Origin of the sequence: Kocuria sp. SM24M-10, from assembly GCF_001027955.1 — a bacterium.
Lineage (GTDB): Bacteria > Actinomycetota > Actinomycetes > Actinomycetales > Micrococcaceae > Kocuria > Kocuria oceani.
Window position 1 is genome coordinate 1 of the sequence record NZ_LDNX01000128.1, and the last position, 21,215, is coordinate 21,215.

Below are 21,215 nucleotides of genomic sequence, written 5' to 3' on the forward strand. Positions count from 1 at the left end.
GGCAGCGGCGCCGCCCGAGGTGGCCGATGCCGTGCCGGCCGCCGCCCCGTCCGGGACGGTGTCCTGCGCCGGGGCGGCGCCGGCGGGCACGGTCGCGCCGTTGCGCTGCTGGACGGCCTCGACGATCTCGTCGTAGCGGGGGCTGCCCATGAAGTTGTCCACGGTCACCACCGCGGCGCTGGGCACCTTGGGCCGGGCGCGGGTGGCCAGGTCCTGGTGGGTGACCACGATGTCGAATTCGTCGGTGAGGTTGGCGATGGCGGCGTTGGTGACCTTGACGTCCCCGAAGCCGGCGGCCTTGACCTTGTTGCGCAGCACCGAGGCGCCCATCGCGGAGGAGCCCATCCCGGCGTCGCAGGCGAAGACGATGTGGTGCACGGGCCCGCCTTCGGCCAGCTCCCGGGCGGCGGTCCCGCCGGTGTCCGCGCCGCCGCTGGTGCCGACCGTCGCGGAGGAGACGGTGGCCTTCCGGCCCTTCATCGCCTCCATCCGGGAGGTGGCCTCGGTGAGGTCGCCCTCGCCCTTGTCCCGGGAGGCCTTGAGGATCACCGAGGCCACCAGGAAGGACACCACGGTGGCCGCGGTCACCGCCAGGATCACCCCCACGTAGGAGTCCGAGGCGGTCTGGGCCAGCACCGCGATGATCGAGCCCGGGGCGGCCGGGGCGCGCAGTCCGGCGTCGAAGATGGTCAGGGTGAAGATCCCGGTCATGCCCCCGGCGATGGCGGCCAGGATGAGGGCCGGCTTCATCAGCACGTAGGGGAAGTAGATCTCGTGGATCCCGCCCACGAAGTGGATCAGCGCCGCCCCGGGGGCCGAGGCCCGGGCCGCGCCGCGGCCGAAGAACATGTAGGCCAGCAGGATGCCCAGCCCCGGGCCCGGGTTGGCCTCGAGCAGGAACAGGATCGACTTGCCCTGTTCCAGCGCCTGGGCGGTGCCCAGCGGGGTGAGGATGCCGTGGTTGATCGCGTTGTTGAGGAACAGCACCTTGGCCGGCTCGATCAGGATCGAGGTCAGCGGCAGCAGACCGCGGGTCACCAGGAAGTCCACCGCCGCCGCGGCCGCGGTGGAGAAGGCCAGCACCGCCGGGCCGACCACGAAGAACCCCACGATCGCCATCAGCGCCGCGAAGATGCCGGCCGAGAAGTTGTTCACCAGCATCTCGAACCCGGGCTTGATCTTGCCGTCCCAGATCGCGTCGATCTTCTTCATCAGCCACGCGGTGAGCGGGCCCATCAGCATCGCCCCGATGAACATCGGGATGTCGGTGCCCACGATCACCCCCATCGTGGCGATCGCCCCGACCACGCCGCCGCGCACGTCGTAGACCATCCGCCCGCCGGTGTAGGCGATCAGCAGCGGCAGCAGGTAGGTGATCATCGGGCCCACCAGGCCCGTGTACGGCTCACCCTCCGCGTTCTGCCCGAATCCGCCCAGCGGGCCGAAGGGGGTGAACCCGGCCTCGATGAAGAACGCGGTGATCAGCCCCCAGGCGATGAACGCCCCGATGTTGGGCATGATCATCCCCGAGAGGAACGTGCCGAAGCGCTGTACGTGCGCGCGGGCCGCGCCTGACCGGCCGCCCGTCGATGATGTGGTGTCCGTGGTCGTCGCCGTGGCCATGGTGCTGTCCTCGCTCTCGAGAGAGGCCGTGCTCCCTCCGTCGGATCGCACGCGCCCTGCGGTGTCACGGCCCGTCGGACGTCGACGGCCGGAACGTGCACAAATCTACACCCGGGTACCGGCGCTGTCTGCGATGCGCGGGGCCGTGACACGGCGCGGTCTAGACTGTGCTCGATGACCGCATCTACGCTGAGCGAACGCACCTCGCCCTTCGTGGAGCTCGACCGGCAGACCTGGTCGAGGCTCTCCCACGAGATCGACGTTCCCCTCACCTCTCAGGAGATCGAGAGCCTGCGCGGCCTCGGCGACCGGCTCGACGTCGCGGAGGTCCGCGAGGTGTACCTCCCGCTCTCGCGGCTGCTCACCCTCTACGACGAGTCGTCCAACCGGCTCAACGCCTCCACCAACGCCTTCCTGGGCGAGGAGCACGCCCGCACGCCCTTCGTGATCGGCATCGCCGGGTCCGTGGCGGCCGGCAAGTCCACCACCGCCCGCCTGCTGCGGGAGCTGATGTCCCGCTGGCCCTCCACCCCGAACGTCCAGCTGATCACCACGGACGGGTTCCTCCACCCCAACGCCGAGCTCCAGCGCCGCGGGCTCATGGACCGCAAGGGCTTCCCGGAGTCCTACGACCGCCGGGCCCTGCTCCGCTTCGTCGCCAAGATCAAGTCCGGCGCCCCCGAGGTGCGGGCCCCGAAGTACTCGCACCACAGCTACGACATCGTGCCCGGCGAGGAGGTCGTGGTCACCCGTCCCGACGTCGTGATCATCGAGGGGCTCAACGTGCTCGCGCCGGCCAAGGTGGGCCCCGGGGACCGGGCCGCCCTCGCGCTCAGCGACTTCTTCGACTTCTCCATCTACGTGGACGCCCGGCCGTCGGACATCGAACGGTGGTACGTGGAGCGGTTCCAGGCGCTGCGCTACTCCGCCTTCGCCGATCCCGGCTCGTACTTCCACCGCTACGCCGACCTCTCCGACGCCGAGGCGGTCGCGACCGCCACCGGGATCTGGCGGCGGATCAACGAGCCGAACCTCATCGAGAACGTGCAGCCGACCCGGGGACGCGCCCGGCTGATCCTCTCCAAGGACTCGGACCACTCGATCCGCCGCGTGCTGCTGCGCAAGAACTGATGCGCGCCCTCCGACGTGCCGTGCCGGGGCCCGGCCCGGCGGCCCGCGTGACCGGACCGATCGGCACGGGGCTGCTCGTGGCCGGGCTGCTCGGCGGATGCGCTCCGGGCGCCGGGCCGTCCGCCGGCCGCGAGGACTCCCCGCCGGGGAGCGCTCCCCCGGCGGCGTCGGCCCCCGGGCCGTCCGGCACCGAGGGGTCCGGCACCGAGGGGTCCGGCACCGAGGGGTCCGGCACCGGCGCGCCGGCGGGCCCGCCCTCCGACGCCGGGTCCCCCACGGCCCCGGCCGAGCGGCCCCGGCCGCCGGAGCTGGACGACCCCGCCTCCCTGTCCGTCGTGGTCAACAAGCGCCGGCCCCTCGTCCCGCCGGACTGGGCGCCGCCGGTCCTCGAGGACGTCGAGGGCCACCGGCTGCGGCCCGAGGCGGCCGCGGCCGCCCGCGGGATGCTCGCGGAGGCGCGGGCGGACGGGGTGCCGCTGCGGATCGTCTCCGGCTACCGCTCCTGGGCGCAGCAGCAGGAGACGTACGCCGGCTGGGTGGCGCGCAAGGGCCAGGCCGCCGCGGACGACGTCTCGGCCCGGCCAGGGCACTCGGAGCACCAGACCGGTCTGGCCCTGGACGTCGGCGAGGGCGGCGGCTGCGACCTGCAGGTGTGCTTCGCCGACACGGCCGCCGCCGCGTGGGTGGCCGAGCACGGGCCCGAGCACGGCTTCGTCGTCCGCTACCCGTGGGGCGAGGAGGCCGTCACCGGCTACTGGTACGAGCCGTGGCACCTGCGCTATCTCGGGCCCGGGCCGGCGCAGGAGCTCGTGCGCTCGGGCGCCGCCACCCTGGAGGAGTTCGCCGGGCTGTCCCCGGCCCCGGACTACGGGACGGGCGCCGCGGGCTGATCCGCCGCCGCGCCCTCCGGGGCGTCGCACCGGAGGGCGCGGCGGCGGGACAGGTGCATTGGGGAGGCGGCACCGGGGAGGCGCCGCTCAGGAGGTGACGCCGTGCGGGCCGCCGGCGGGTAGTCTGCGGGAATGCTCAAGGGATTCAAGGACTTCATCATGAAGGGCAGCGTGCTGGACCTGGCCGTGGCCGTGATCGTCGGCGCGGCCTTCGCCCAGGTCGTCAACGCCATGGTCGAGGCGGTGCTCATGCCGGGGATCTCCGCGCTGGTCGGCTCACCCAATTTCGACTCGTTCGCCGTGGTCTCCCTCAACGGCAACGACATCCGGTTCGGGGTGCTGCTCACCGCGCTCGTCAACTTCCTGCTCGTGGCCGCCGCGGTCTACGTCGCCGTCGTCCTGCCCATGAACAGGATGCTCGAGGCCCGCAACCGGCGCCTCGGCATCGACCCGGACGTGGAGGAGGCCGACGCCCAGGTGCAGCTGCTCACCGAGATCCGTGACGAGCTGCGCCGGCGCGCCTGACCACGGGCACGGGGACGCCGGAGGCCCGCACCGAGTTCTCGGTGCGGGCCTCCGGCGTCCGCGGCGGCGGCTCAGACCGTGAGGGCCAGCTCCCGCTCCACCACCGAGGCGAGGTACTCCGTCTCCGCCCGGGCGGCCTCCTCGGAGGCCGCCTCGACCATCACCCGGACCACGGGCTCCGTTCCCGACGGGCGCAGCAGCACCCGGCCCGTCTCGCCGAGGCGCTGCTCGACCTCCGCGACGGCCGCCTGCACCCCGGGGTTGGAGCCCACCGCGGCGCGGTCCACGCCGCGCACGTTCAGCAGCACCTGCGGCAGTCGGGTCATCACCGTGGCCAGCTCCGCGAGCGGCGCCCGGGTCTGGGCCACGCGCGAGGCCAGCATCAGCCCGGTCAGCAGGCCGTCCCCCGTGGTGGCGAAGTCGGACATGATCACGTGGCCGGACTGCTCCCCGCCCAGGTTGTAGCCGTGCTCGGTCATGGTCTCGAGGACGTAGCGGTCCCCCACCGCGGTCTCGCGCAGCTCGATGCCCGCCTCCCGCAGGGCGAGCTTGAGCCCGAGATTGCTCATCACGGTCGCCACCAGGGTGTCGCCGACGAGCCGGCCGGCGTCCTTCATGGCCAGGGCGAGGATCGCCATGATCTGGTCGCCGTCCACCTCCCGGCCGGAGGCGTCCACGGCGAGGCAGCGGTCCGCGTCGCCGTCGTGGGCGATCCCGAGATCGGCGCCGAGCTCCACGACGGCCCGGCGGAGAGGCTCCAGGTGGGTCGAGCCGCAGCCGTCGTTGATGTTCAGGCCGTCGGGCTCCGCGCCGATGACGTGCACCTCGGCGCCCGCGCCGCGGAACGCGTCCGGGGAGACGCCGCTGGCCGCGCCGTTGGCGCAGTCCAGGACCACGCTGAGGCCCTCCAGCCGGTGCGGGATCGCCCCGACCAGGTGCAGGACGTAGCGGTCCTCCGCGTCCGTGAGCAGGTGGATGCGTCCCACCCCGGCGCCCGTGGGGCGGCGGAAGTCACCGGCCTCGAAGACCGCCTGGATCTCGTCCTCCACGCGGTCGGGCAGCTTGCGCCCGCCGTGGGCGAGGAACTTGATCCCGTTGTCCGGGGCCGGGTTGTGCGAGGCGGAGATCATCACCCCGAAGTCGGCGCCCAGGTCCGCGACCAGGTAGGCCAGCGCGGGGGTCGGCAGCACTCCGGCGTCGTGCACGTCCACCCCCGACCCGGCGAGGCCGGCGGAGACGGCGGCGCTGAGGAACTCGCCGCTGGCGCGCCCGTCCCGGGCGACGACCGCGGTGGGGCGCCGCCCCGAGGGGGCGTGGCCGTGGCCCAGCACGATGGCGGCGGCCTGGGCCAGGTCCAGGGTCATGTTGGCTGTGAGGAGGTCGTTCGCGAGTCCGCGCACGCCGTCCGTTCCGAATAATCTAGACATCGCCCCCCATCCTACGTTCCCCTCGCCGCGGGATGCGTGAGGCGGCGCACGAACGCACGGACCCCGTCCGCGTCCGGTGGGCACCGGGGCGGACGGGGTCCGTGGGGCTGGGCGAGCGGGCCGGGCGGCCCGTCGATCAGCGCTTGGAGTACTGCGGGGCCTTGCGGGCCTTCTTGAGACCGGCCTTCTTGCGCTCGATGACGCGCGGGTCACGGGTGAGGAAGCCGGCCTTCTTGAGCGTGGGCCGGTTGTTCTCCACGTCGATCTCGTTCAGGGCACGGGCCACGCCGTGGCGCAGCGCGCCGGCCTGGCCGGAGGGGCCACCGCCGTGGATGCGGGCGATGACGTCGTAGGCGCCCTCGAGCTCCAGCAGCCGGAAGGGGTCGTTGACCTCCTGCTGGTGCAGCTTGTTCGGGAAGTAGTTCTCCAGGGTGCGGCCGTTGATGGTCCACTGGCCGGAGCCGGGGACGACGCGCACGCGGGCGACGGCCTCCTTGCGGCGGCCCACGGCCTGGCCGGAGACGGTCAGGGCGGGGCGCTCGGCGGCGACGGCGGTCTCCGCGGCGGGGGCCGACTCGGAGGTGTAGCTGCTCAGCTGCTCCTCGACGTCCACGGTGTTCTGCTCTTCAGTGTTCTGAGCCACGATTCTCCTCGATCAGTTCTTGTCTCGTAGGCCCGGAACTACTGGGCGACCTGGGTGAACTCGAAGGCCTGGGGCTGCTGGGCACCGTGGGGGTGCTCCGGGCCGGCGTAGACCTTGAGCTTGAACATCTGCTGGGCGGCCAGCTTGTTCTTCGGGAGCATGCCACGGATGGCCTTCTCCACGGCGCGGACCGGGTTCTTCTCCAGCAGCTCCGCGTAGGAGGTGGACTTGAGTCCGCCCGGGTAGCCGGAGTGGCGGTAGGCCCGCTTCTTCTCGAGCTTGGAGCCGGTCAGGGCGACCTTCTCGGCGTTGATGATGATGACGAAATCACCGGCGTCCACGTGGGGAGCAAAGGTCGGCTTGTGCTTTCCGCGCAGCAGCGTTGCGGTCTGGCTGGCAAGACGACCCAGGACGACGTCGGTGGCATCGATGACGTGCCACTGGCGCTGAATGTCACCGGGCTTCGGGGTGTACGTACGCACGTTAGTTTGCCTTCGTTCGGGTTCTCTCGGTGGCGCTAGTTGGGATCACGCCGTTTCTCGGTGTGCCGTCCGGGGCTCGGGTGAGGGCCGAGCTGCATCCGGTGCCCGAGACCCCGGTGCACCGGAGCGCCATGCGTCCTGCAACTGGACGGCGGATCCGGGTACACGTGAACCGAGGCGGGACACGCACAACAGCACCCCACGTTACCGGATCGGACGGGCAAAGACCACTCCGCGGCATACACCCGGACGGTGCGGCGGTCAATCCCGGTGCAGGGGGTCCCGGAGGGCGCGGGTGCGCTCGGCCCGCTCCCCCAGTCCGGCGTCGCCCGGGTAGCGCACCTCCTCGAGGACGAGGGCGTGCGGGGGCGCCAGCAGCACCCGCGCGTCGCGCACCCGGTCCGCCAGGCGGCGGCCCAGCCAGTCCCGGCCCTCGCGCCCGGCGCCCACGCGGGCCGCGGCGCCGACGACGGAGCGGACCATGTGGTGGCAGAACGCGTCCGCCTCGATGCCGAGCACCACCAGGCCGTCCCGGTCCCGCTCGACGGACACGGCGAGGACCTCCCGCACCGTGGTGGCGCCCTCCCGCGGCCGGCAGAAGGAGAGGAAGTCGTGCAGCCCGAGCAGCTCCTGCACGGCGGCGGCCATCACGCCGGCGTCCAGCTCGTCCTTGGTCCACCAGGTCAGGTGGCGGGTCAGCGGGTCGTGGCCCGCCGCGCCGTCGTCGATCCGGTAGCTGTAGCGGCGCGAGACGGCCGAGAACCGGGCGTCGAAGCCCGCCGGCGCGGCCGCGGCGCGGCGCACCACGACCGCCCCCGGGCTCTCCGGCAGGCCGCCCTCGCGGCGGCCGCGCCCCAGCACGTGGCCGAGCGCACCGGTGAGCCGGCGCTCGAGCGCGGCCCCGGGGTCCTCCCCGCGGCCGCGGGCGAGACCGTGCCACTCCTCCGGGGTGAGGTCCAGGTGCACCACCTGTCCGCGGGCGTGGACACCGGTGTCGGTCCGGCCCGCCACCACGACCCGCACCTCCCGGCGCACCAGCACGGCCAGGGCGTCCTCGAGGGAGCCCTGGACGGTGGGCAGCCCCGGCTGGCGGGCCCACCCGGCGAAGGGCGCTCCGTCGTAGGCCAGGTCGATCCGCACCCGCACGGGGGACTCGGTCATGGGCGTTCCTCTCGATCAGGGGGCGGCGGCAGGGCTCGCGCCCGGGCGTGCGGGGCCGGGCACGGCAACGCCGCCGGGGACCAGGTCCCCGGCGGCGTGCGCGGTGTTCGTCCGGACGGACCCGCTCAGCGCAGCTTCTGCGCGGCGGACCCGCCGGCCGGCTGGAAGCCGGCGGCCTCGGCGTTGGCCGGGGAGTCGAACCAGATCTCGGCGGTGGTGCCCGCGTACCAGCGCGAACCGGGCACGTGGTACTTCATCGAGTTCCGGTTGCCCTTGATCTCGAAGCCCTCGGGGGCCTCGCCGGACTCCAGCGGGGCGTGCGAGCCGGGGAACTCCGCCTCGGTGTTCTCGGCGGCGACCTCCGCGGCCTGCTCGGAGCCGACCTCGGGGGCCTGCTCCTCGGCGGGGATCTCCTCGGCGGCGACCTCGGCGGCGGTGCTGTCGGCCGGGGTGTCGACCGGGGCGGCGGGCGCCGGGGCGGCCTTCGCGGTGGCGCGCTCGGCCTCGGCCACGGTGGCCTTGGTCGCGACGGGCTCCATCACGAGCTCGATGACGGCCATGGGGGCGTTGTCGCCCTTGCGGTTGCCGATCTTGGTGATGCGGGTGTAGCCGCCGTTGCGGTCCTCCATCGCCGAGGCGATGGTGGTGAACAGCTCGTGCACCACGGACTTGTCGGTCAGCTGCGCGAGCACGCGCCGGCGGGCGGCCAGGTCACCGCGCTTGGCGAAGGTGATCAGCCGCTCGGCGTAGGGACGCATCCGCTTCGCCTTGGTGACGGTGGTGGTGATGCGCTTGTGCTCGAACAGCTGCTGGGACAGGTTCGCCAGCATCAGGCGCTCGTGGGCGGGGCCGCCTCCGAGGCGGGGTCCCTTGGTGGGAGTAGGCATGGTTGTTGATCTCCTGGAAGTTCGTCCCGCCCGGGCCGGGCGGCCGGTGGGACCTCAGCGGGAAGGACTAGTGGTCGTCGTCGTCGAACGGGTTCTCGTCGTCGATCGCGGCGGCGCGAGCGGCGAGGTCGAAGCCGGGGGGCGAGTCCTTGAGGGACAGGCCGAGGTCGACGAGCTTGGCCTTCACCTCGTCGATCGACTTGGCGCCGAAGTTGCGGATGTCCATCAGGTCCGCCTCGGAGCGGCCCACGAGCTCACCCACGGTGTGGATGCCCTCGCGCTTGAGGCAGTTGTAGGACCGCACGGTGAGCTCGAGGTCCTCGATGGGCAGCGCCATGTCGGCGGCCATCGCGGCGTCGGTCGGCGAGGGGCCGATCTCGATGCCCTCGGCGGCCGTGTTGAGCTCGCGGGCCAGGCCGAACAGCTCGACCAGGGTGGTGCCGGCGGAGGCCACGGCGTCACGCGGGGTGATGGCCTCCTTGGTCTCCACGTCCAGCACCAGCTTGTCGAAGTCGGTGCGCTGCTCCACGCGGGTGGCCTCCACGCGGAAGGTCACCTTGAGCACCGGCGAGTAGATGGAGTCGACCGGGATGCGGCCGATCTCCGCGTCGCCCGCCTTGTTCTGGGCGGCCGAGACGTAGCCGCGGCCGCGCTCGATGGTCAGCTCGAGCTCGAGCTGGCCCTTCGCGTTGAGCGTGGCGATGTGCAGGTCCGGGTTGTGGATCTCCACGCCGGCCGGGGCCGTGATGTCCGCGGCGGTCACGACGCCCGGGCCCTGCTTGCGCAGGTAGGCGACGACGGGCTCGTCCTGCTCCGAGGACACGGCGAGCTTCTTGACGTTGAGGATGATCTCGGTGACGTCCTCCTTCACGCCCTCCACGGTGGAGAACTCGTGGAGCACCCCGTCGAGCCGGATGCTGGTCACGGCAGCACCGGGGATGGAGGAGAGCAGCGTGCGGCGGAGGGAGTTGCCGAGGGTGTAGCCGAAGCCGGGCTCGAGCGGTTCGATCACGAAGCGGGACCGGTTGTCGGCCACGACCTCTTCGGAGAGGGTGGGGCGCTGTGCGATGAGCACTGATGTTTCCTTTCAGCGGGCATCCGCTATATGACGCGCGCAAATGGTGGAAAACAGTTGATGGGTGCGGACCGGTGCCCGGTCCTTCAGTCGGCGTGCCCATCGGGACCCCGGCGGGGTCCCGATGGGCACGCTCGCATCAGACGCGGCGGCGCTTCGGCGGGCGGCAACCGTTGTGCGCGCTCGGGGTGACGTCCGAGATGGAGCCGACCTCGAGGCCGGTGGCCTGCAGGGAGCGGATGGCGGTCTCGCGCCCGGAGCCCGGGCCCTTGACGAACACGTCGACCTTGCGCACGCCGTGCTCCTGCGCGCGCTTGGCGGCGGCCTCGGCGGCCATCTGGGCGGCGAACGGGGTGGACTTGCGCGAGCCCTTGAACCCCATCTCCCCGGCGGAGGACCAGGAGAGGACGGCGCCGGTGGGGTCAGTGATGGTGACGATGGTGTTGTTGAACGTCGACTTGATGTGGGCCTGGCCCTGGGTGACGTTCTTCTTGTCCTTGCGGCGGGGCTTGCGGGCAGCCGCTGCGCGAGTCTTCGGGGGCATGGATGTCTCCTACAAAGTTTTCAGGAAGGGCGGTGAAGAGTGGTGGTGGGCCGCTCGGGGGACCGTGGGGTCCCGGCGTGCGAGCGGCAGCCGGCTACTTCTTCTTGCCGGCGACCGTGCGCTTGGGACCCTTGCGGGTGCGGGCGTTGGTCTTGGTGCGCTGGCCGTGCACCGGCAGGCCGCGGCGGTGCCGGATGCCCTGGTAGCTGCCGATCTCGACCTTGCGGCGGATGTCGGCGGCCACCTCGCGGCGGAGGTCACCCTCAACCTTGTAGTTGTCCTCGATGTAGTCGCGCAGCTTCACGAGCTGGGCATCGGTGAGCTCGCGCACGCGCAGGTCGCCCGAGATGCCGGTGGCGCCCAGGGTTGCCAGCGCGCGGGTGCGGCCCACGCCGTAGATGTAGGTGAGCGCGACTTCCAGCCGCTTCTCACGGGGAAGGTCGACGCCTGCGAGACGAGCCATATCGGCGGTTCTCCTTGTGCTGTTCCAGAGGTCTGGAGCATCGCTGTCCGGTCGGTGACGTCATGTCCGTCCGCCGGTCCCCGGCCTCTGTACCGGGGGCGCCCGCCTGGATCTCTCCGGTCGGGAGCGGTGCCTTTCGTGGTTCCACTTGCGTGGGTGGTCGGGGCTGGTCAGCCCTGACGCTGTTTGTGGCGCGGGTTCTCGCAGATCACCATGACCCGCCCGTTGCGGCGGATCACCTTGCACTTGTCGCAGATCGGCTTCACGCTCGGTTGGACCTTCATCGCATTCCTTCGCGTCGTTCTCTCGAGTGGGTGCGGCCCGGACGGCCGCCGGTCCTACTTGTAGCGGTAGACGATACGACCGCGGGTGAGGTCGTACGGGCTCAGCTCCACCACCACGCGGTCCTCGGGGAGGATCCGGATGTAGTGCTGGCGCATCTTGCCGGAGATGTGGGCGAGGACCAGGTGACCGTTGTTCAGCTCAACGCGGAACATCGCGTTGGGCAGAGCCTCGACCACAGTGCCTTCGATCTCGATGACTCCGTCTTTCTTGGCCATATCCTCCGCTAACTTCAGGTGCCCCCCGCCGGGGCGGCGGGCAGGGTTTCGGGTGTACATCGTCGTTAAACGCCGCAGCGGACCTGTACGCGCGCACCATCACCGTTCGTGGTGCACGGTGAGGGTCGGCGGGGTCCGATGAGTGCGGAATCGCTGGAGCACAGACAACCAACAGAACACTCTACGTGATCGGGGGTGCCGCCCGCAACGCGGGAGGCACCCCCGGGGCCGCGCCGCCCGGGACGACGCCCGGGCCACGGCTCAGGGCACAGCTCGGACCACGACTCAGACCACGGCGGCGAGCTGCCCGCAGGCGCCGTCGATGTCCGAGCCGCGGGTGTCCCGCACGGTCGTGGGGATGCCGTGGGCGCGCAGGCGCTCCACGAAGTTCTGCTCCACGCCCGGCCGGGACGCGGTCCACTTGGAACCGGGGGTCGGGTTGAGCGGGATGGGGTTCACGTGCACCCAGCCGGCCCCCCGGGCGTTGAGCTTCTCCCCCAGCAGGTCGGCGCGCCAGCCCTGGTCGTTGATGTCGCGGATCAGGGCGTACTCGATGGACACCCGCCGGCCGGTGACGTCGTAGTACTCGCGGGCGGCGTCGAGGGCCTCGTCCACCTTCCACCGGGTGTTGATCGGGATCAGGTCGTCGCGCAGCTCGTCGTCCGGGGCGTGCAGGGACAGGGCGAGCGTCACGGGCAGCTTCTCCCGGGTGAACTTCCGGATCCCGGGGACCAGGCCGACGGTGGACATGGTGATCCCGCGCGCGGAGATGCCGAGGCCCTCGGGCGAGGGGTCGATCAGCCGGTGCACGGCGCCCAGGGTGGCCTTGTAGTTGGCCAGGGCCTCCCCCATCCCCATGAACACGATGTTGGAGACGCGCAGCGGCTCCTGCTCGGCCCGGCCCACCTTGCCGCCGCGCAGCAGGCGCGCGCCCTGGACCACCTGCTCGACCATCTCGGCGGTCGAGAGGTTGCGGGTCAGCCCGGCCTGCCCGGTGGCGCAGAACGGGCAGTTCATCCCGCACCCGGCCTGCGAGGAGATGCACATCGTCACCCGGTTGGTGTAGCGCATCAGCACCGACTCCACCATCGCCCCGTCGAAGAGCCGGTGCACGCTCTTGAGCGTGGCGCCCTGGTCCGCCTCGAGCGTGCGCACGGAGGTGAGCAGCGTGGGCAGGGCCTGCGCCACCAGCTCCTCCCGCCCGGCCGCGGGCAGGTCGGTCATGTCCTCGGGGGCCGAGGCGAGCCGGTCGAAGTAGTGCCGGGAGAGCTGCCCCGCGCGGAAGGGCTTGTGCCCGAGCTGCGTCAGGAACTCGCGGCGGCCCGCGAGGTCGAAGTCGGCGAGGTGCTTCGGCGGCTTGCCCCGGCGCGGCGCGGTGAAGGTCAGCTGGCCGGGTTTCGGGCGGACGGTGAGCTCGACGGGCGTCGCGGTCCGGCCGCCGGCCGGGCCGCTCTGCTGCGGTGCCTGGGTCACGGTGGTCTCCTCGGGGGGTCGTGGGTCGGTCTGCCGGGTCACGGGCGGTCCTCCGGGATCGGGACGGGGGTGACGCCGAGCGGCTCGAGCTCCGAGGCGCCGCCGTCCTCGGCCGTGAGCACCCAGATGCCGTCGGCGTGCAGGGCCACGGAGTGCTCCCACTGGCTGGAGCGGGCCCCGTCGGTGGTGACCACGGTCCAGTCGTCGTCGAGCACGCGGGTGCCGATCCCCCCGCGCACGAGCATCGGCTCGATGGCGAGGGCCATCCCCGGGCGCAGCCGGGGCCCGCGGTCGGTGCTGCGGAAGTTCAGGACGTCGGGGGCCATGTGCATCTTGGAGCCGATCCCGTGCCCCACGTACTCCTCCAGGATCCCGAACCGGTGCCCGGAGACCTGGCGGACGTGGTCCTGCACGGCCGCACCGATGTCGCCGACGTGCGTGCCGCCGGCGACGGCGGCGATCCCGCGCCACATGGCCTGGCGGGTGACCTCGGACAGCTCCGCGTCGGCGGGGTCCGGGCGGCCGAGCAGCACGGTGCGCGCCGAGTCCCCGTGCCAGCCGTCGACGATCGCCCCGCCGTCCACGGAGAGGATGTCGCCCTCCTGCAGCACCTGCTCGCCGGGGATGCCGTGCACCACGACCTCGTTGACGGACACGCACACCGCGGCCGGGTAGCCGTAGTAGCCGAGGAAGTTGGAGCTCGCGCTGTGCTCCTCGAGCACGGAGCGGAACACGGCGTCGAGGGAGGCGGTGGTCACCCCGGGCACGGCGGCCGCCACGGCGGCGTCGAGGGCGCGCGAGGTCACCACCCCGGCGCGCTGCATGGTGCGCAGCTGGGCGTTGGTCTTGTACTCGATCCGGCGGCGGCCGAACATGCGGTGTTCCTTCCGGGCCGCTGCCCGAGGTCGGGTGCTCGCGGCGGTCGTGGGTTAAACGTGAGACCCCCGGGGGTGTCCGGGGGTGTCACGGAGTCGGCGGTGCGGGGCGTCCGGTCAGGACAGCTCCGCCAGGATCCGTGCGGTGACGTCCTCGACGCTGCCCAGCCCGTCGACCTCGCGGACGATCCCGCGCCGGTCGTAGAGGTCCACGACCGCGGCGGTCTCCGCGTCGTAGACGTCGAGGCGGTGCCGGATGACGTCCTCGGTGTCGTCCGTGCGACCCTCCTTCTGCGCCCGGCCGAGGAGCCGCTGGACGAGCTCGTCGCGGTCGGCGGTCAGCTTGAGCACGGCGTCGAGCTCCTGGTCCAGCTCGGCCAGGATCGCGTCGAGCTCCTCCACCTGCGCGGCGTTGCGCGGGTAGCCGTCGAGCAGGAAGCCGTCCGCGGTGTCCGTCTCGGCCAGCCGGTCGCGCACCATCCGGTTGGTCACCGAGTCCGGGACGAGGTCGCCGGCGTCGATGTAGCTCTTGGCCTCCTGGCCCAGGGCCGTCCGGCCCTTGATGTTGGCCCGGAAGATGTCACCGGTGGAGATGGCCGGCACGCCCAGCTTCTCCGAGATGCGCACCGCCTGGGTGCCCTTGCCTGCACCTGGGGGGCCGATGATGAGCATGCGGGTCATGAAGTCTCCTTGCGGTCGGGAATGGCTGCGGCCCCAGTCTACCGGGCGCCCTCCCCGGGGACCGGGGCCGGGCTCAGCGGAGCAGGCCCTCGTAGTTGCGCTGCTGCAGCTGCGCCTCGATCTGCTTCACCGTGTCCAGCCCCACGCCCACCATGATCAGCAGGGAGGGCCCGCCGAACGGGAAGTTCTGGTTGGCGTCCACCAGCACGAGCGCCACCAGCGGGATCATGGACACGATGCCCAGGTAGAGGGCCCCGGGGAAGGTGATCCGGCTCAGCACGTACTGCAGGTACTTCTCCGTGGGCCGGCCCGCCCGGATGCCGGGGATGAAGCCGCCGTAGCGCTTCATGTTGTTGGAGACCTCCTCCGGGTTGAACGTGATCGACACGTAGAAGTACGTGAAGAACACGATCATCAGGAAGTACAGCACCATGTACACGGGGTGGTCCCCGGTGACGAGGTAGGTGTTGATCCAGTTGACCCAGCCGGGGATGTCGGAGCCGTCGTCCGGCATGCCGAACTGGGAGAGCATGCCGGGCAGCATCAGCATCGAGGACGCGAAGATGATGGGGATGACGCCGGCCATGTTGACCTTGAGCGGGATGTAGGTGGTGGTGCCGCCGATCGTGCGCCGGCCCACCATCCGCTTGGCGTACTGCACCCGCACCCGGCGCTGGGACTGCTCCACGAAGACCACGCAGGTGATCACCACGAGACCCACGGCCAGCACCGACAGGAACACGCCCCAGCCCCGGGTGCGCAGGATCTCGCCGAGGGCGGAGGGGAAGGTCGCGGCGATCGAGGTGAAGATCAGCAGGGACATGCCGTTGCCCACGCCCTTCTCCGTGATCCGCTCCCCCAGCCACATGATGATGGCGGTGCCCGCGGTCATCGTGATGATCATGATGACGACCGTCAGGACCGTGTCGTTGGGGATGATCGGCAGCGGGCAGTCGCCCAGCAGGGCGCCCGAGCGGGCCAGGGAGACGATCGTGGTGGCGTTGAGCAGCGCCAGCCCGATCGTGAGGTAGCGAGTGTACTGGGTGAGCTGAGTCTGTCCCTGCGCGCCCTCCTCGTGCAGCTCCTGGAAGCGCGGGATGACCACGCGCAGCAGCTGCACGATGATGCTCGCGGTGATGTAGGGCATGACGCCGAGGGCGAAGACCGACAGCTGCAGCAGGGCGCCGCCGCTGAAGAGGTTCACCATGTCGTAGACCCCGCCGGTGGTGGTGCCCAGGGCCAGGCACTGCTGCACGTTGCCGTAGTCGACGCCCGGCGCCGGGATGAACGTGCCCAGGCGGTAGAGCACGATGAGGGCGAGGGTGAACCCCAGCTTGCGTCGCAGGTCGGGGGTTCGCAACGCCCGTCCGAAAGCGCTGAGCACATGTCCTCCTAGGAACTGGGTCCGACCGGCGTCCGGCCGCGGGGGTGGGGTGGGGCGGGAGCTCGGTCCTGCGGTCCGCGCGCGGGCGGGCACGGACGACTCCGGTCAGTCTAACGAACCCGCCGCGCCCGGGGCGGCCCGGCGCGCGCCGGGCCGCGGGGCGGCCAACGGGTCAGGCCCCGCCCACGCTCGCGTGGACGGGGCCTGCTCCGACGGTGCCGTGGGCCCGGGCGTGCCCGGGCCCACGGCGCGCGCTCACAGCGCGGTGGTGCTGCCGCCGGCGGCGGCGATCTTCTCGGCCGCGGAGCCGGAGAAGGCGTGCGCCTTCACGTCGACCGCGACGGCGATGTCGCCGGAGCCCAGCACCTTGACGGGCTGGTTCTTCCGGACCGCGCCGCGGGCCACGAGCGACTCCACGGTCACCTCGCCGCCCTCCGGGTAGAGCTCGGAGAGCTTGTCGAGGTTGACGACCTGGTACTCCACGCGGAACGGGTTCTTGAACCCGCGCAGCTTGGGCAGGCGCATGTGCAGCGGCAGCTGACCGCCCGCGAAGCCCGCCTTGACCTGGTACCGGGCACTGGTGCCCTTGGTGCCGCGGCCGGCGGTCTTGCCCTTGGAGCCCTCACCGCGACCCACGCGGGTCTTGGCGGTCTTCGCGCCCGGGGCCGGACGCAGGTGGTGCACCTTGAGGGCGTGCACCTTCTCGGTGCCCGGAGCGGTGCTCCGGGTGCTGTTCTCAGCAGTGTTCTCTGCAGTGTTCTCTGCCATGGTTACTTGGCCTCCTCGACCTTGACCAGGTGGGCGACGGTGTTGACCATGCCCGCGGTCACGCCGTCGGCCTTGCGGACCACGACGTTGCCCGGCCGCTTGAGGCCGAGGGACCGCAGGGTGTCACGCATGTTCTGCTTCTGGCCGACCACCGAGCGGATCTGCGTGATGCGCAGCTCCGCCCCGTCGGGCTGGATACGCTTGCCGGACATCAGGCACCTGCCTTCTGGATCGAGCGCAGCAGCGGACCGGGGACGACCTCGTCGATCGGCAGCCCACGACGGGCCGCGACGGCCGCCGGCTCCTCGAGCTGACGGAGCGCCTCGATCGTTGCGTGCACGATGTTGATCTGGTTCGACGAGCCGAGGGACTTCGACAGCACGTCGTGGATGCCGGCGCACTCGAGCACGGCGCGGACCGGGCCACCGGCGATCACACCGGTACCGGGGGTCGCCGGGCGGAGCATGACGACGCCGGCAGCGGCCTCGCCCTGCACGCGGTGCGGGATGGTGCGGTCCTCGATGCGCGGGACGCGGAAGAAGTTCTTCTTCGCCTCCTCGACGCCCTTGGAGATCGCGGCCGGCACCTCCTTGGCCTTGCCGTAGCCGACACCGACCATGCCGTTGCCGTCGCCGACGACAACCAGGGCGGTGAAGCTGAAGCGACGACCGCCCTTGACGACCTTGGAGACGCGGTTGATGGTCACGACGCGCTCGAGGAACTTGTCCTTCTCCTCCTCGCGCCCGCCACGGCCGCCGCGGCCGCCGCGCTCGCCGCGGCCCCCGCGCTCACCGCGGCCGCCGCGCTCGCCACGGCCCCCGCGGTCGCCGCGGGAGTCCTGGGAGCGGTTGGCCTCGGTGGTCTGCTGGGCCCCGGTCGCCTCCGTGGAGGCAGTGCTCGCTTCGGTCACCTGGGTTTCCTTCTCGTTGTTCTGCTCGCTCACAGTGCCAGACCTCCTTCGCGGGCGCCGTCGGCGACAGCCGCCACGCGACCGTGGTACTTGTTGCCGCCGCGGTCGAACACGACGGCCTCGACACCGGCGGCCTTGGCGCGCTCGGCCACGAGCTCACCGACGCGCTTGGCCTTGGCGGTCTTGTCCGCCTCGGCACCGCGCAGGTCGGCCTCCATGGTGGACGCCGAGGCGACGGTGACACCCTTGGTGTCGTCGACGACCTGGACGAACACGTGGCGGGCCGAGCGGTTGACGACCAGGCGCGGGCGGGCGGCCGTGCCGGCCAGGTGCTTGCGCACCCGGACGTGGCGGCGGCTGCGCGCGGCGCCCTTGGACTTGCCCTTGATCTTCAGAGCCATGATTACTTACCAGCCTTTCCGGCCTTGCGGCGGATCTGCTCGCCGGCGTAGCGCACGCCCTTGCCCTTGTAGGGCTCGGGGGCGCGCAGCTTGCGGATCTTCGCGGCGACCTCGCCGACCTGCTGCTTGTCGATGCCGTTGACCGAGAGCTTGTTGACGCCCTCGACGGTGAACGAGATGCCGTCCGGGGCCTTGAAGGTGATCGGGTGGCTGTAGCCGAGCGCGAACTCGAGGTCCTGGCCCTTGGCCTGCACGCGGTAACCGGTGCCGACGATCTCGATGCCCTTGGTGTAGCCCTGGGTGACGCCCTGGATCATGTTGGAGATCAGGGTGCGGGTGAGCCCGTGCAGCGAACGGGACTCGCGCTCGTCGTTGGGGCGGGTGACGGTGAGGGTGCTGTCCTCGAGCGCGACGGTGATCGGGCTGGCAACGGTGTGCTGCAGCTCGCCCTTGGCGCCCTTGACGGAGACGACGTTGCCGTCGATCTTGATCTCCACACCGGCCGGCACAGAGATGGGGAGACGTCCGATACGTGACATGTTCTCTTCCTTTCTGTTCCGGGTTACCAGACGTACGCGAGGACTTCGCCGCCCACGCCCTTCTTCGCGGCCTGCTTGTCGGTCAGCAGCCCGGAGGAGGTGGACAGGATGGCGATGCCCAGGCCGCCCAGGACCTTGGGGAGGTTGGTGGACTTGGCGTAGACGCGCAGGCCCGGCTTGGAGATGCGACGGACGCCCGCGATGGAGCGCTCCCGGTTGGGACCGAACTTCAGGGACAGCGTCAGGGTCTTGCCGACCTCGGCCGCCTCTTCCTTGTAGTCCGCGATGTAGCCCTCGGTCTTGAGGATGTCCGCGACCCGGGCCTTGAGCTTCGAGTACGGCATGCTCACGGAGTCGTGGTAGGCGGAGTTGGCGTTGCGCAGACGCGTCAGCATGTCCGCGACAGGATCTGTCATTGTCATTTGGGGGCACGTGCCCTTCCTCGTCCCGGTTTCCGCCGGCGCCGTGGGGCGCGCGAGCAGACCTGGAACGTAGCGAGATTAGTTGGTCTTGAAGGGGAAACCGAGCGCCTTCAGCAGCGCGCGGCCCTCGTCGTCGGTCTTCGCGGTGGTGACCACCGTGATGTCCATGCCGCGGACGCGGTCGATGCGGTCCTGGTCGATCTCGTGGAACATCGACTGCTCGGTCAGGCCGAAGGTGTAGTTGCCGTTGCCGTCGAACTGGCGGTCGGACAGACCGCGGAAGTCGCGGATGCGCGGCAGGGCCAGGGTGACGAGACGGTCGAGGAACTCCCACATGCGGTCGCCGCGCAGCGTGGTGTGCGCGCCGATCGGCATGCCCTCGCGCAGCTTGAACTGCGCGATGGACTTCTTCGCCCGGGTCACGAGCGGCTTCTGGCCGGTGATCGCGGTGAGGTCGCGGACCGCGCCGTCGATCAGCTTCGAGTCCTTGGCGGCGTCACCGACGCCCATGTTCACGACGACCTTGACGACGCGCGGGATCTCCATGACGTTGCCGTAGCCGAACTGCTCCTGCAGCGCGGGGACGACGGTCTCGCGGTACTTGTCCTTGAAGCGCGGGGACACGCTGATCTCGGTGGTTTCGCTCATCACAGATCCTTGCCGGTGCTCTTGGAGACGCGGACACGGACGGTCTTCTGGCGTCCGTCGCGCTCCACGGTCTCGGTGCGGTAGCCGATGCGGGTCGGCTTGTTGGTCTCCGGGTCCACGAAGGCCACGTTGGACACGTGGATCGGGGCCTCGACCTTCTCGATGCCGCCGGCTTCGCCCTGCATGGAGGCCTTGCGGTGGCGGGTGACCACGTTGACGCCCTCGACGAGCACGCGGGAGGTCTCGGGGAACACGCGCAGGACCTTGCCCTGCTTGCCCTTGTTGTCCTTGCTGCCGGAGATGACCTGCACCAGGTCGCCGGTCTTGATCTTGAACTTCGCCATGGTCAGAGCACCTCCGGGGCCAGCGAGATGATCTTCATGAACTTCTTGTCGCGCAGCTCTCGGCCCACGGGGCCGAAGATGCGAGTACCACGGGGGTCCCCGTCGTTCTTCAGGATCACTGCGGCGTTCTCGTCGAACTTGATGTAGGAACCGTCCGGACGACGGCGCTCCTTCTTGGTGCGGACGATGACGGCCTTGACGACGTCGCCCTTCTTCACGTTGCCGCCGGGGATCGCGTCCTTGACGGTGGCGACGATGATGTCGCCGATGCCTGCGTAGCGACGTCCGGATCCACCGAGAACACGGATGGTGAGGATTTCCTTCGCACCCGTGTTGTCGGCGACCTTCAGTCGCGACTCCTGCTGAATCACTGATTACTCCTGTCGTCACGCCGGTTCCAACACCGATCGAGAGCACGGTGCGGGCCTTGCGGAACAGCTTGTCGGATGATGTGCCCTCCCCCGGCGTCGCACGCCGGACCGGGCCCAGCCCTCCATGCCAGGAGCATCTGAACCCGCCACCAGGCGGCGCGGAGGCGCCCTGCACGCGGTCATTATGCGCTGGCACGAAGAGCTGTGGGGTGCACGGGCAGACAAAAACGCCCATACAAGCTCACCAGCTTAGCACAGACGCCGCAGCGCCCGGGCCGCCGGGGAACGGCGGCGGCCCGCCCCTCGCACGGAGGGACGGGCCGTCGCCGCGGTGGCCGGCTCGGTGGAGCCGGTCCGGTCTACTTCGCCTTCTCGATGATCTCCACGATCCGCCACCGCTTGGAGGCGGACAGCGGCCGGGTCTCGGCGATCAGCACGAGGTCGCCGACGCCGGCGGCGTTCTGCTCGTCGTGGGCCTTGACCTTCGACGAGCGGCGCATGACCTTGCCGTACAGGGCGTGCTTGACGTTGTCCTGCAGCTGCACGACGACGGTCTTGTCCATCTTGTCGGAGACCACGTAGCCGCGGCGGCTCTTGCGGTCACCGCGCTCGGGGGCCTGCTCGGCCCCGTTGTTGATCTGCTCGGTCACTTGGCGTCCTCCTCGGAGGTGGTCTCGGCGGTGGTCTCGGCGGAGCCCGCCTGGGGCCGGATGCCGAGCTCGCGCTCGCGCAGCACCGTGTAGATGCGGGCGATGTCGCGCTTGACCGCCTTCAGGCGGGCGTTGTTCTCGAGCTGACCGGTTGCGGACTGGAAACGGAGGTTGAACAGCTCCGTCTTGGCCTTGCGCAGCGCCTCACCCAGAGAGTCCTTGTCGAGGGCCGCGAGGTTCTCGATGCTGAGATCCTTGGATCCAACAGCCATTCTCATTCACCACCTTCGCGACGCACGATGCGTGCCTTCATCGGGAGCTTGTGGATCGCCAAGTGA

29 protein-coding genes are annotated in these 21,215 nt (G+C 70.9%); 3 read left to right on the forward strand and 26 right to left on the reverse strand.

The features are described 5' to 3' along the window. The coding region (locus tag ABL57_RS15065; protein WP_047804300.1) for a PTS mannitol transporter subunit IICB at positions 1 to 1,623 on the reverse strand (1,623 nt) is incomplete at its 3' end. A 174-nt stretch (positions 1,624 to 1,797) separates the two neighbouring features. Here ABL57_RS15065 and coaA point away from each other — a divergent pair. From coaA to mscL, 3 genes are all read left to right on the forward strand, one after another. After that, on the forward strand, positions 1,798 to 2,754 hold the full coding sequence (coaA, locus tag ABL57_RS15070; protein ID WP_082157480.1) for a type I pantothenate kinase: 957 nt from the start codon (positions 1,798 to 1,800) through the stop codon (positions 2,752 to 2,754). A 47-nt stretch (positions 2,755 to 2,801) separates the two neighbouring features. Next, positions 2,802 to 3,644, forward strand: coding sequence for a M15 family metallopeptidase (locus tag ABL57_RS15075; RefSeq protein ID WP_238986080.1), 843 nt, complete (start codon positions 2,802 to 2,804; stop codon positions 3,642 to 3,644). Between the two features lie 132 nt (positions 3,645 to 3,776). After that, entirely contained in the window at positions 3,777 to 4,169 is a 393-nt protein-coding gene (gene mscL, locus ABL57_RS15080; protein WP_047804302.1) for a large conductance mechanosensitive channel protein MscL, read from the forward strand. Between the two features lie 71 nt (positions 4,170 to 4,240). Here the strand turns inward: mscL and glmM are convergent, their stop codons facing one another. The 25 genes from glmM to rpmC all read right to left on the reverse strand — a co-directional run bounded on the left by glmM (position 4,241) and on the right by rpmC (position 21,149). Continuing rightward, the gene (gene glmM / locus ABL57_RS15085) at positions 4,241 to 5,596 is read right to left on the reverse strand and encodes a phosphoglucosamine mutase (protein ID WP_047804303.1); all 1,356 of its coding nucleotides are present in this window, start codon (positions 5,594 to 5,596) and stop codon (positions 4,241 to 4,243) included. A gap of 136 nt (positions 5,597 to 5,732) precedes the next feature. Continuing rightward, positions 5,733 to 6,239, reverse strand: a complete 507-nt coding sequence (rpsI, locus tag ABL57_RS15090) for a 30S ribosomal protein S9 (protein ID WP_047804304.1) — start codon at positions 6,237 to 6,239, stop codon at positions 5,733 to 5,735. A 38-nt stretch (positions 6,240 to 6,277) separates the two neighbouring features. Next, the gene (gene rplM / locus ABL57_RS15095; RefSeq protein ID WP_047804305.1) at positions 6,278 to 6,721 is read right to left on the reverse strand and encodes a 50S ribosomal protein L13; all 444 of its coding nucleotides are present in this window, start codon (positions 6,719 to 6,721) and stop codon (positions 6,278 to 6,280) included. A 261-nt stretch (positions 6,722 to 6,982) separates the two neighbouring features. Further along, entirely contained in the window at positions 6,983 to 7,882 is a 900-nt protein-coding gene (gene truA, locus ABL57_RS15100; protein WP_047804306.1) for a tRNA pseudouridine(38-40) synthase TruA, read from the reverse strand. Positions 7,883 to 8,007: 125 nt separating this feature from the next. After that, positions 8,008 to 8,769: a 50S ribosomal protein L17 gene (rplQ, locus tag ABL57_RS15105; RefSeq protein ID WP_047804307.1), complete on the reverse strand. Its 762-nt coding sequence runs from the start codon at positions 8,767 to 8,769 to the stop codon at positions 8,008 to 8,010. 67 nt (positions 8,770 to 8,836) lie between these two features. Beyond that, complete coding sequence (locus tag ABL57_RS15110) at positions 8,837 to 9,844, reverse strand: DNA-directed RNA polymerase subunit alpha (protein ID WP_047804308.1); 1,008 nt, start codon at positions 9,842 to 9,844, stop codon at positions 8,837 to 8,839. Positions 9,845 to 9,983: 139 nt separating this feature from the next. Beyond that, on the reverse strand, positions 9,984 to 10,388 hold the full coding sequence (gene rpsK / locus ABL57_RS15115; protein WP_047804309.1) for a 30S ribosomal protein S11: 405 nt from the start codon (positions 10,386 to 10,388) through the stop codon (positions 9,984 to 9,986). A 94-nt stretch (positions 10,389 to 10,482) separates the two neighbouring features. Then, the gene (gene rpsM, locus ABL57_RS15120) at positions 10,483 to 10,851 is read right to left on the reverse strand and encodes a 30S ribosomal protein S13 (protein WP_047804310.1); all 369 of its coding nucleotides are present in this window, start codon (positions 10,849 to 10,851) and stop codon (positions 10,483 to 10,485) included. Positions 10,852 to 11,021: 170 nt separating this feature from the next. Next, complete coding sequence (rpmJ, locus tag ABL57_RS15125) at positions 11,022 to 11,135, reverse strand: 50S ribosomal protein L36 (RefSeq protein WP_017833320.1); 114 nt, start codon at positions 11,133 to 11,135, stop codon at positions 11,022 to 11,024. 54 nt (positions 11,136 to 11,189) lie between these two features. Then, complete coding sequence (gene infA / locus ABL57_RS15130; RefSeq protein ID WP_017833319.1) at positions 11,190 to 11,411, reverse strand: translation initiation factor IF-1; 222 nt, start codon at positions 11,409 to 11,411, stop codon at positions 11,190 to 11,192. 285 nt (positions 11,412 to 11,696) lie between these two features. Beyond that, positions 11,697 to 12,884 (reverse strand): 23S rRNA (adenine(2503)-C(2))-methyltransferase RlmN, encoded by a 1,188-nt coding sequence (rlmN, locus tag ABL57_RS15135; protein ID WP_047804322.1) that lies wholly within the window; start codon positions 12,882 to 12,884, stop codon positions 11,697 to 11,699. Between the two features lie 38 nt (positions 12,885 to 12,922). Continuing rightward, entirely contained in the window at positions 12,923 to 13,759 is an 837-nt protein-coding gene (gene map / locus ABL57_RS15140; RefSeq protein WP_047804311.1) for a type I methionyl aminopeptidase, read from the reverse strand. A gap of 117 nt (positions 13,760 to 13,876) precedes the next feature. Beyond that, positions 13,877 to 14,440, reverse strand: coding sequence for an adenylate kinase (locus ABL57_RS15145; RefSeq protein ID WP_047804312.1), 564 nt, complete (start codon positions 14,438 to 14,440; stop codon positions 13,877 to 13,879). 73 nt (positions 14,441 to 14,513) lie between these two features. Next, positions 14,514 to 15,824 carry a preprotein translocase subunit SecY gene (secY, locus tag ABL57_RS15150; protein ID WP_047804313.1) on the reverse strand — a complete coding sequence of 437 codons (1,311 nt, stop codon included), beginning with the start codon at positions 15,822 to 15,824 and terminating at the stop codon, positions 14,514 to 14,516. Between the two features lie 255 nt (positions 15,825 to 16,079). After that, positions 16,080 to 16,592, reverse strand: a complete 513-nt coding sequence (rplO, locus tag ABL57_RS15155) for a 50S ribosomal protein L15 (RefSeq protein ID WP_053005007.1) — start codon at positions 16,590 to 16,592, stop codon at positions 16,080 to 16,082. A 2-nt stretch (positions 16,593 to 16,594) separates the two neighbouring features. Continuing rightward, complete coding sequence (gene rpmD / locus ABL57_RS15160; RefSeq protein WP_047804314.1) at positions 16,595 to 16,804, reverse strand: 50S ribosomal protein L30; 210 nt, start codon at positions 16,802 to 16,804, stop codon at positions 16,595 to 16,597. Beyond that, a complete protein-coding gene (gene rpsE / locus ABL57_RS15165; RefSeq protein WP_047804315.1) occupies positions 16,804 to 17,535 on the reverse strand; it encodes a 30S ribosomal protein S5 in 732 nt (243 codons plus the stop codon). Before rpsE ends, rpmD begins: the two co-directional genes overlap by 1 nt. Continuing rightward, positions 17,532 to 17,903 carry a 50S ribosomal protein L18 gene (gene rplR / locus ABL57_RS15170; protein ID WP_047804316.1) on the reverse strand — a complete coding sequence of 124 codons (372 nt, stop codon included), beginning with the start codon at positions 17,901 to 17,903 and terminating at the stop codon, positions 17,532 to 17,534. Before rplR ends, rpsE begins: the two co-directional genes overlap by 4 nt. A 2-nt stretch (positions 17,904 to 17,905) precedes the next feature. Continuing rightward, entirely contained in the window at positions 17,906 to 18,442 is a 537-nt protein-coding gene (rplF, locus tag ABL57_RS15175) for a 50S ribosomal protein L6 (protein WP_047804317.1), read from the reverse strand. A gap of 23 nt (positions 18,443 to 18,465) precedes the next feature. Next, complete coding sequence (gene rpsH / locus ABL57_RS15180) at positions 18,466 to 18,864, reverse strand: 30S ribosomal protein S8 (RefSeq protein WP_047804318.1); 399 nt, start codon at positions 18,862 to 18,864, stop codon at positions 18,466 to 18,468. 78 nt (positions 18,865 to 18,942) lie between these two features. Continuing rightward, positions 18,943 to 19,512 carry a 50S ribosomal protein L5 gene (gene rplE / locus ABL57_RS15185; RefSeq protein WP_047804319.1) on the reverse strand — a complete coding sequence of 190 codons (570 nt, stop codon included), beginning with the start codon at positions 19,510 to 19,512 and terminating at the stop codon, positions 18,943 to 18,945. Continuing rightward, a complete protein-coding gene (rplX, locus tag ABL57_RS15190) occupies positions 19,512 to 19,856 on the reverse strand; it encodes a 50S ribosomal protein L24 (RefSeq protein WP_047804320.1) in 345 nt (114 codons plus the stop codon). Before rplX ends, rplE begins: the two co-directional genes overlap by 1 nt. A 2-nt stretch (positions 19,857 to 19,858) precedes the next feature. Further along, positions 19,859 to 20,227: a 50S ribosomal protein L14 gene (gene rplN / locus ABL57_RS15195; RefSeq protein ID WP_017833306.1), complete on the reverse strand. Its 369-nt coding sequence runs from the start codon at positions 20,225 to 20,227 to the stop codon at positions 19,859 to 19,861. 359 nt (positions 20,228 to 20,586) lie between these two features. Beyond that, positions 20,587 to 20,877: a 30S ribosomal protein S17 gene (rpsQ, locus tag ABL57_RS15200; protein WP_047803929.1), complete on the reverse strand. Its 291-nt coding sequence runs from the start codon at positions 20,875 to 20,877 to the stop codon at positions 20,587 to 20,589. Further along, positions 20,874 to 21,149, reverse strand: coding sequence for a 50S ribosomal protein L29 (gene rpmC / locus ABL57_RS15205; RefSeq protein ID WP_047803928.1), 276 nt, complete (start codon positions 21,147 to 21,149; stop codon positions 20,874 to 20,876). Before rpmC ends, rpsQ begins: the two co-directional genes overlap by 4 nt. Between the last annotated feature and the right edge of the window lie 66 nt (positions 21,150 to 21,215).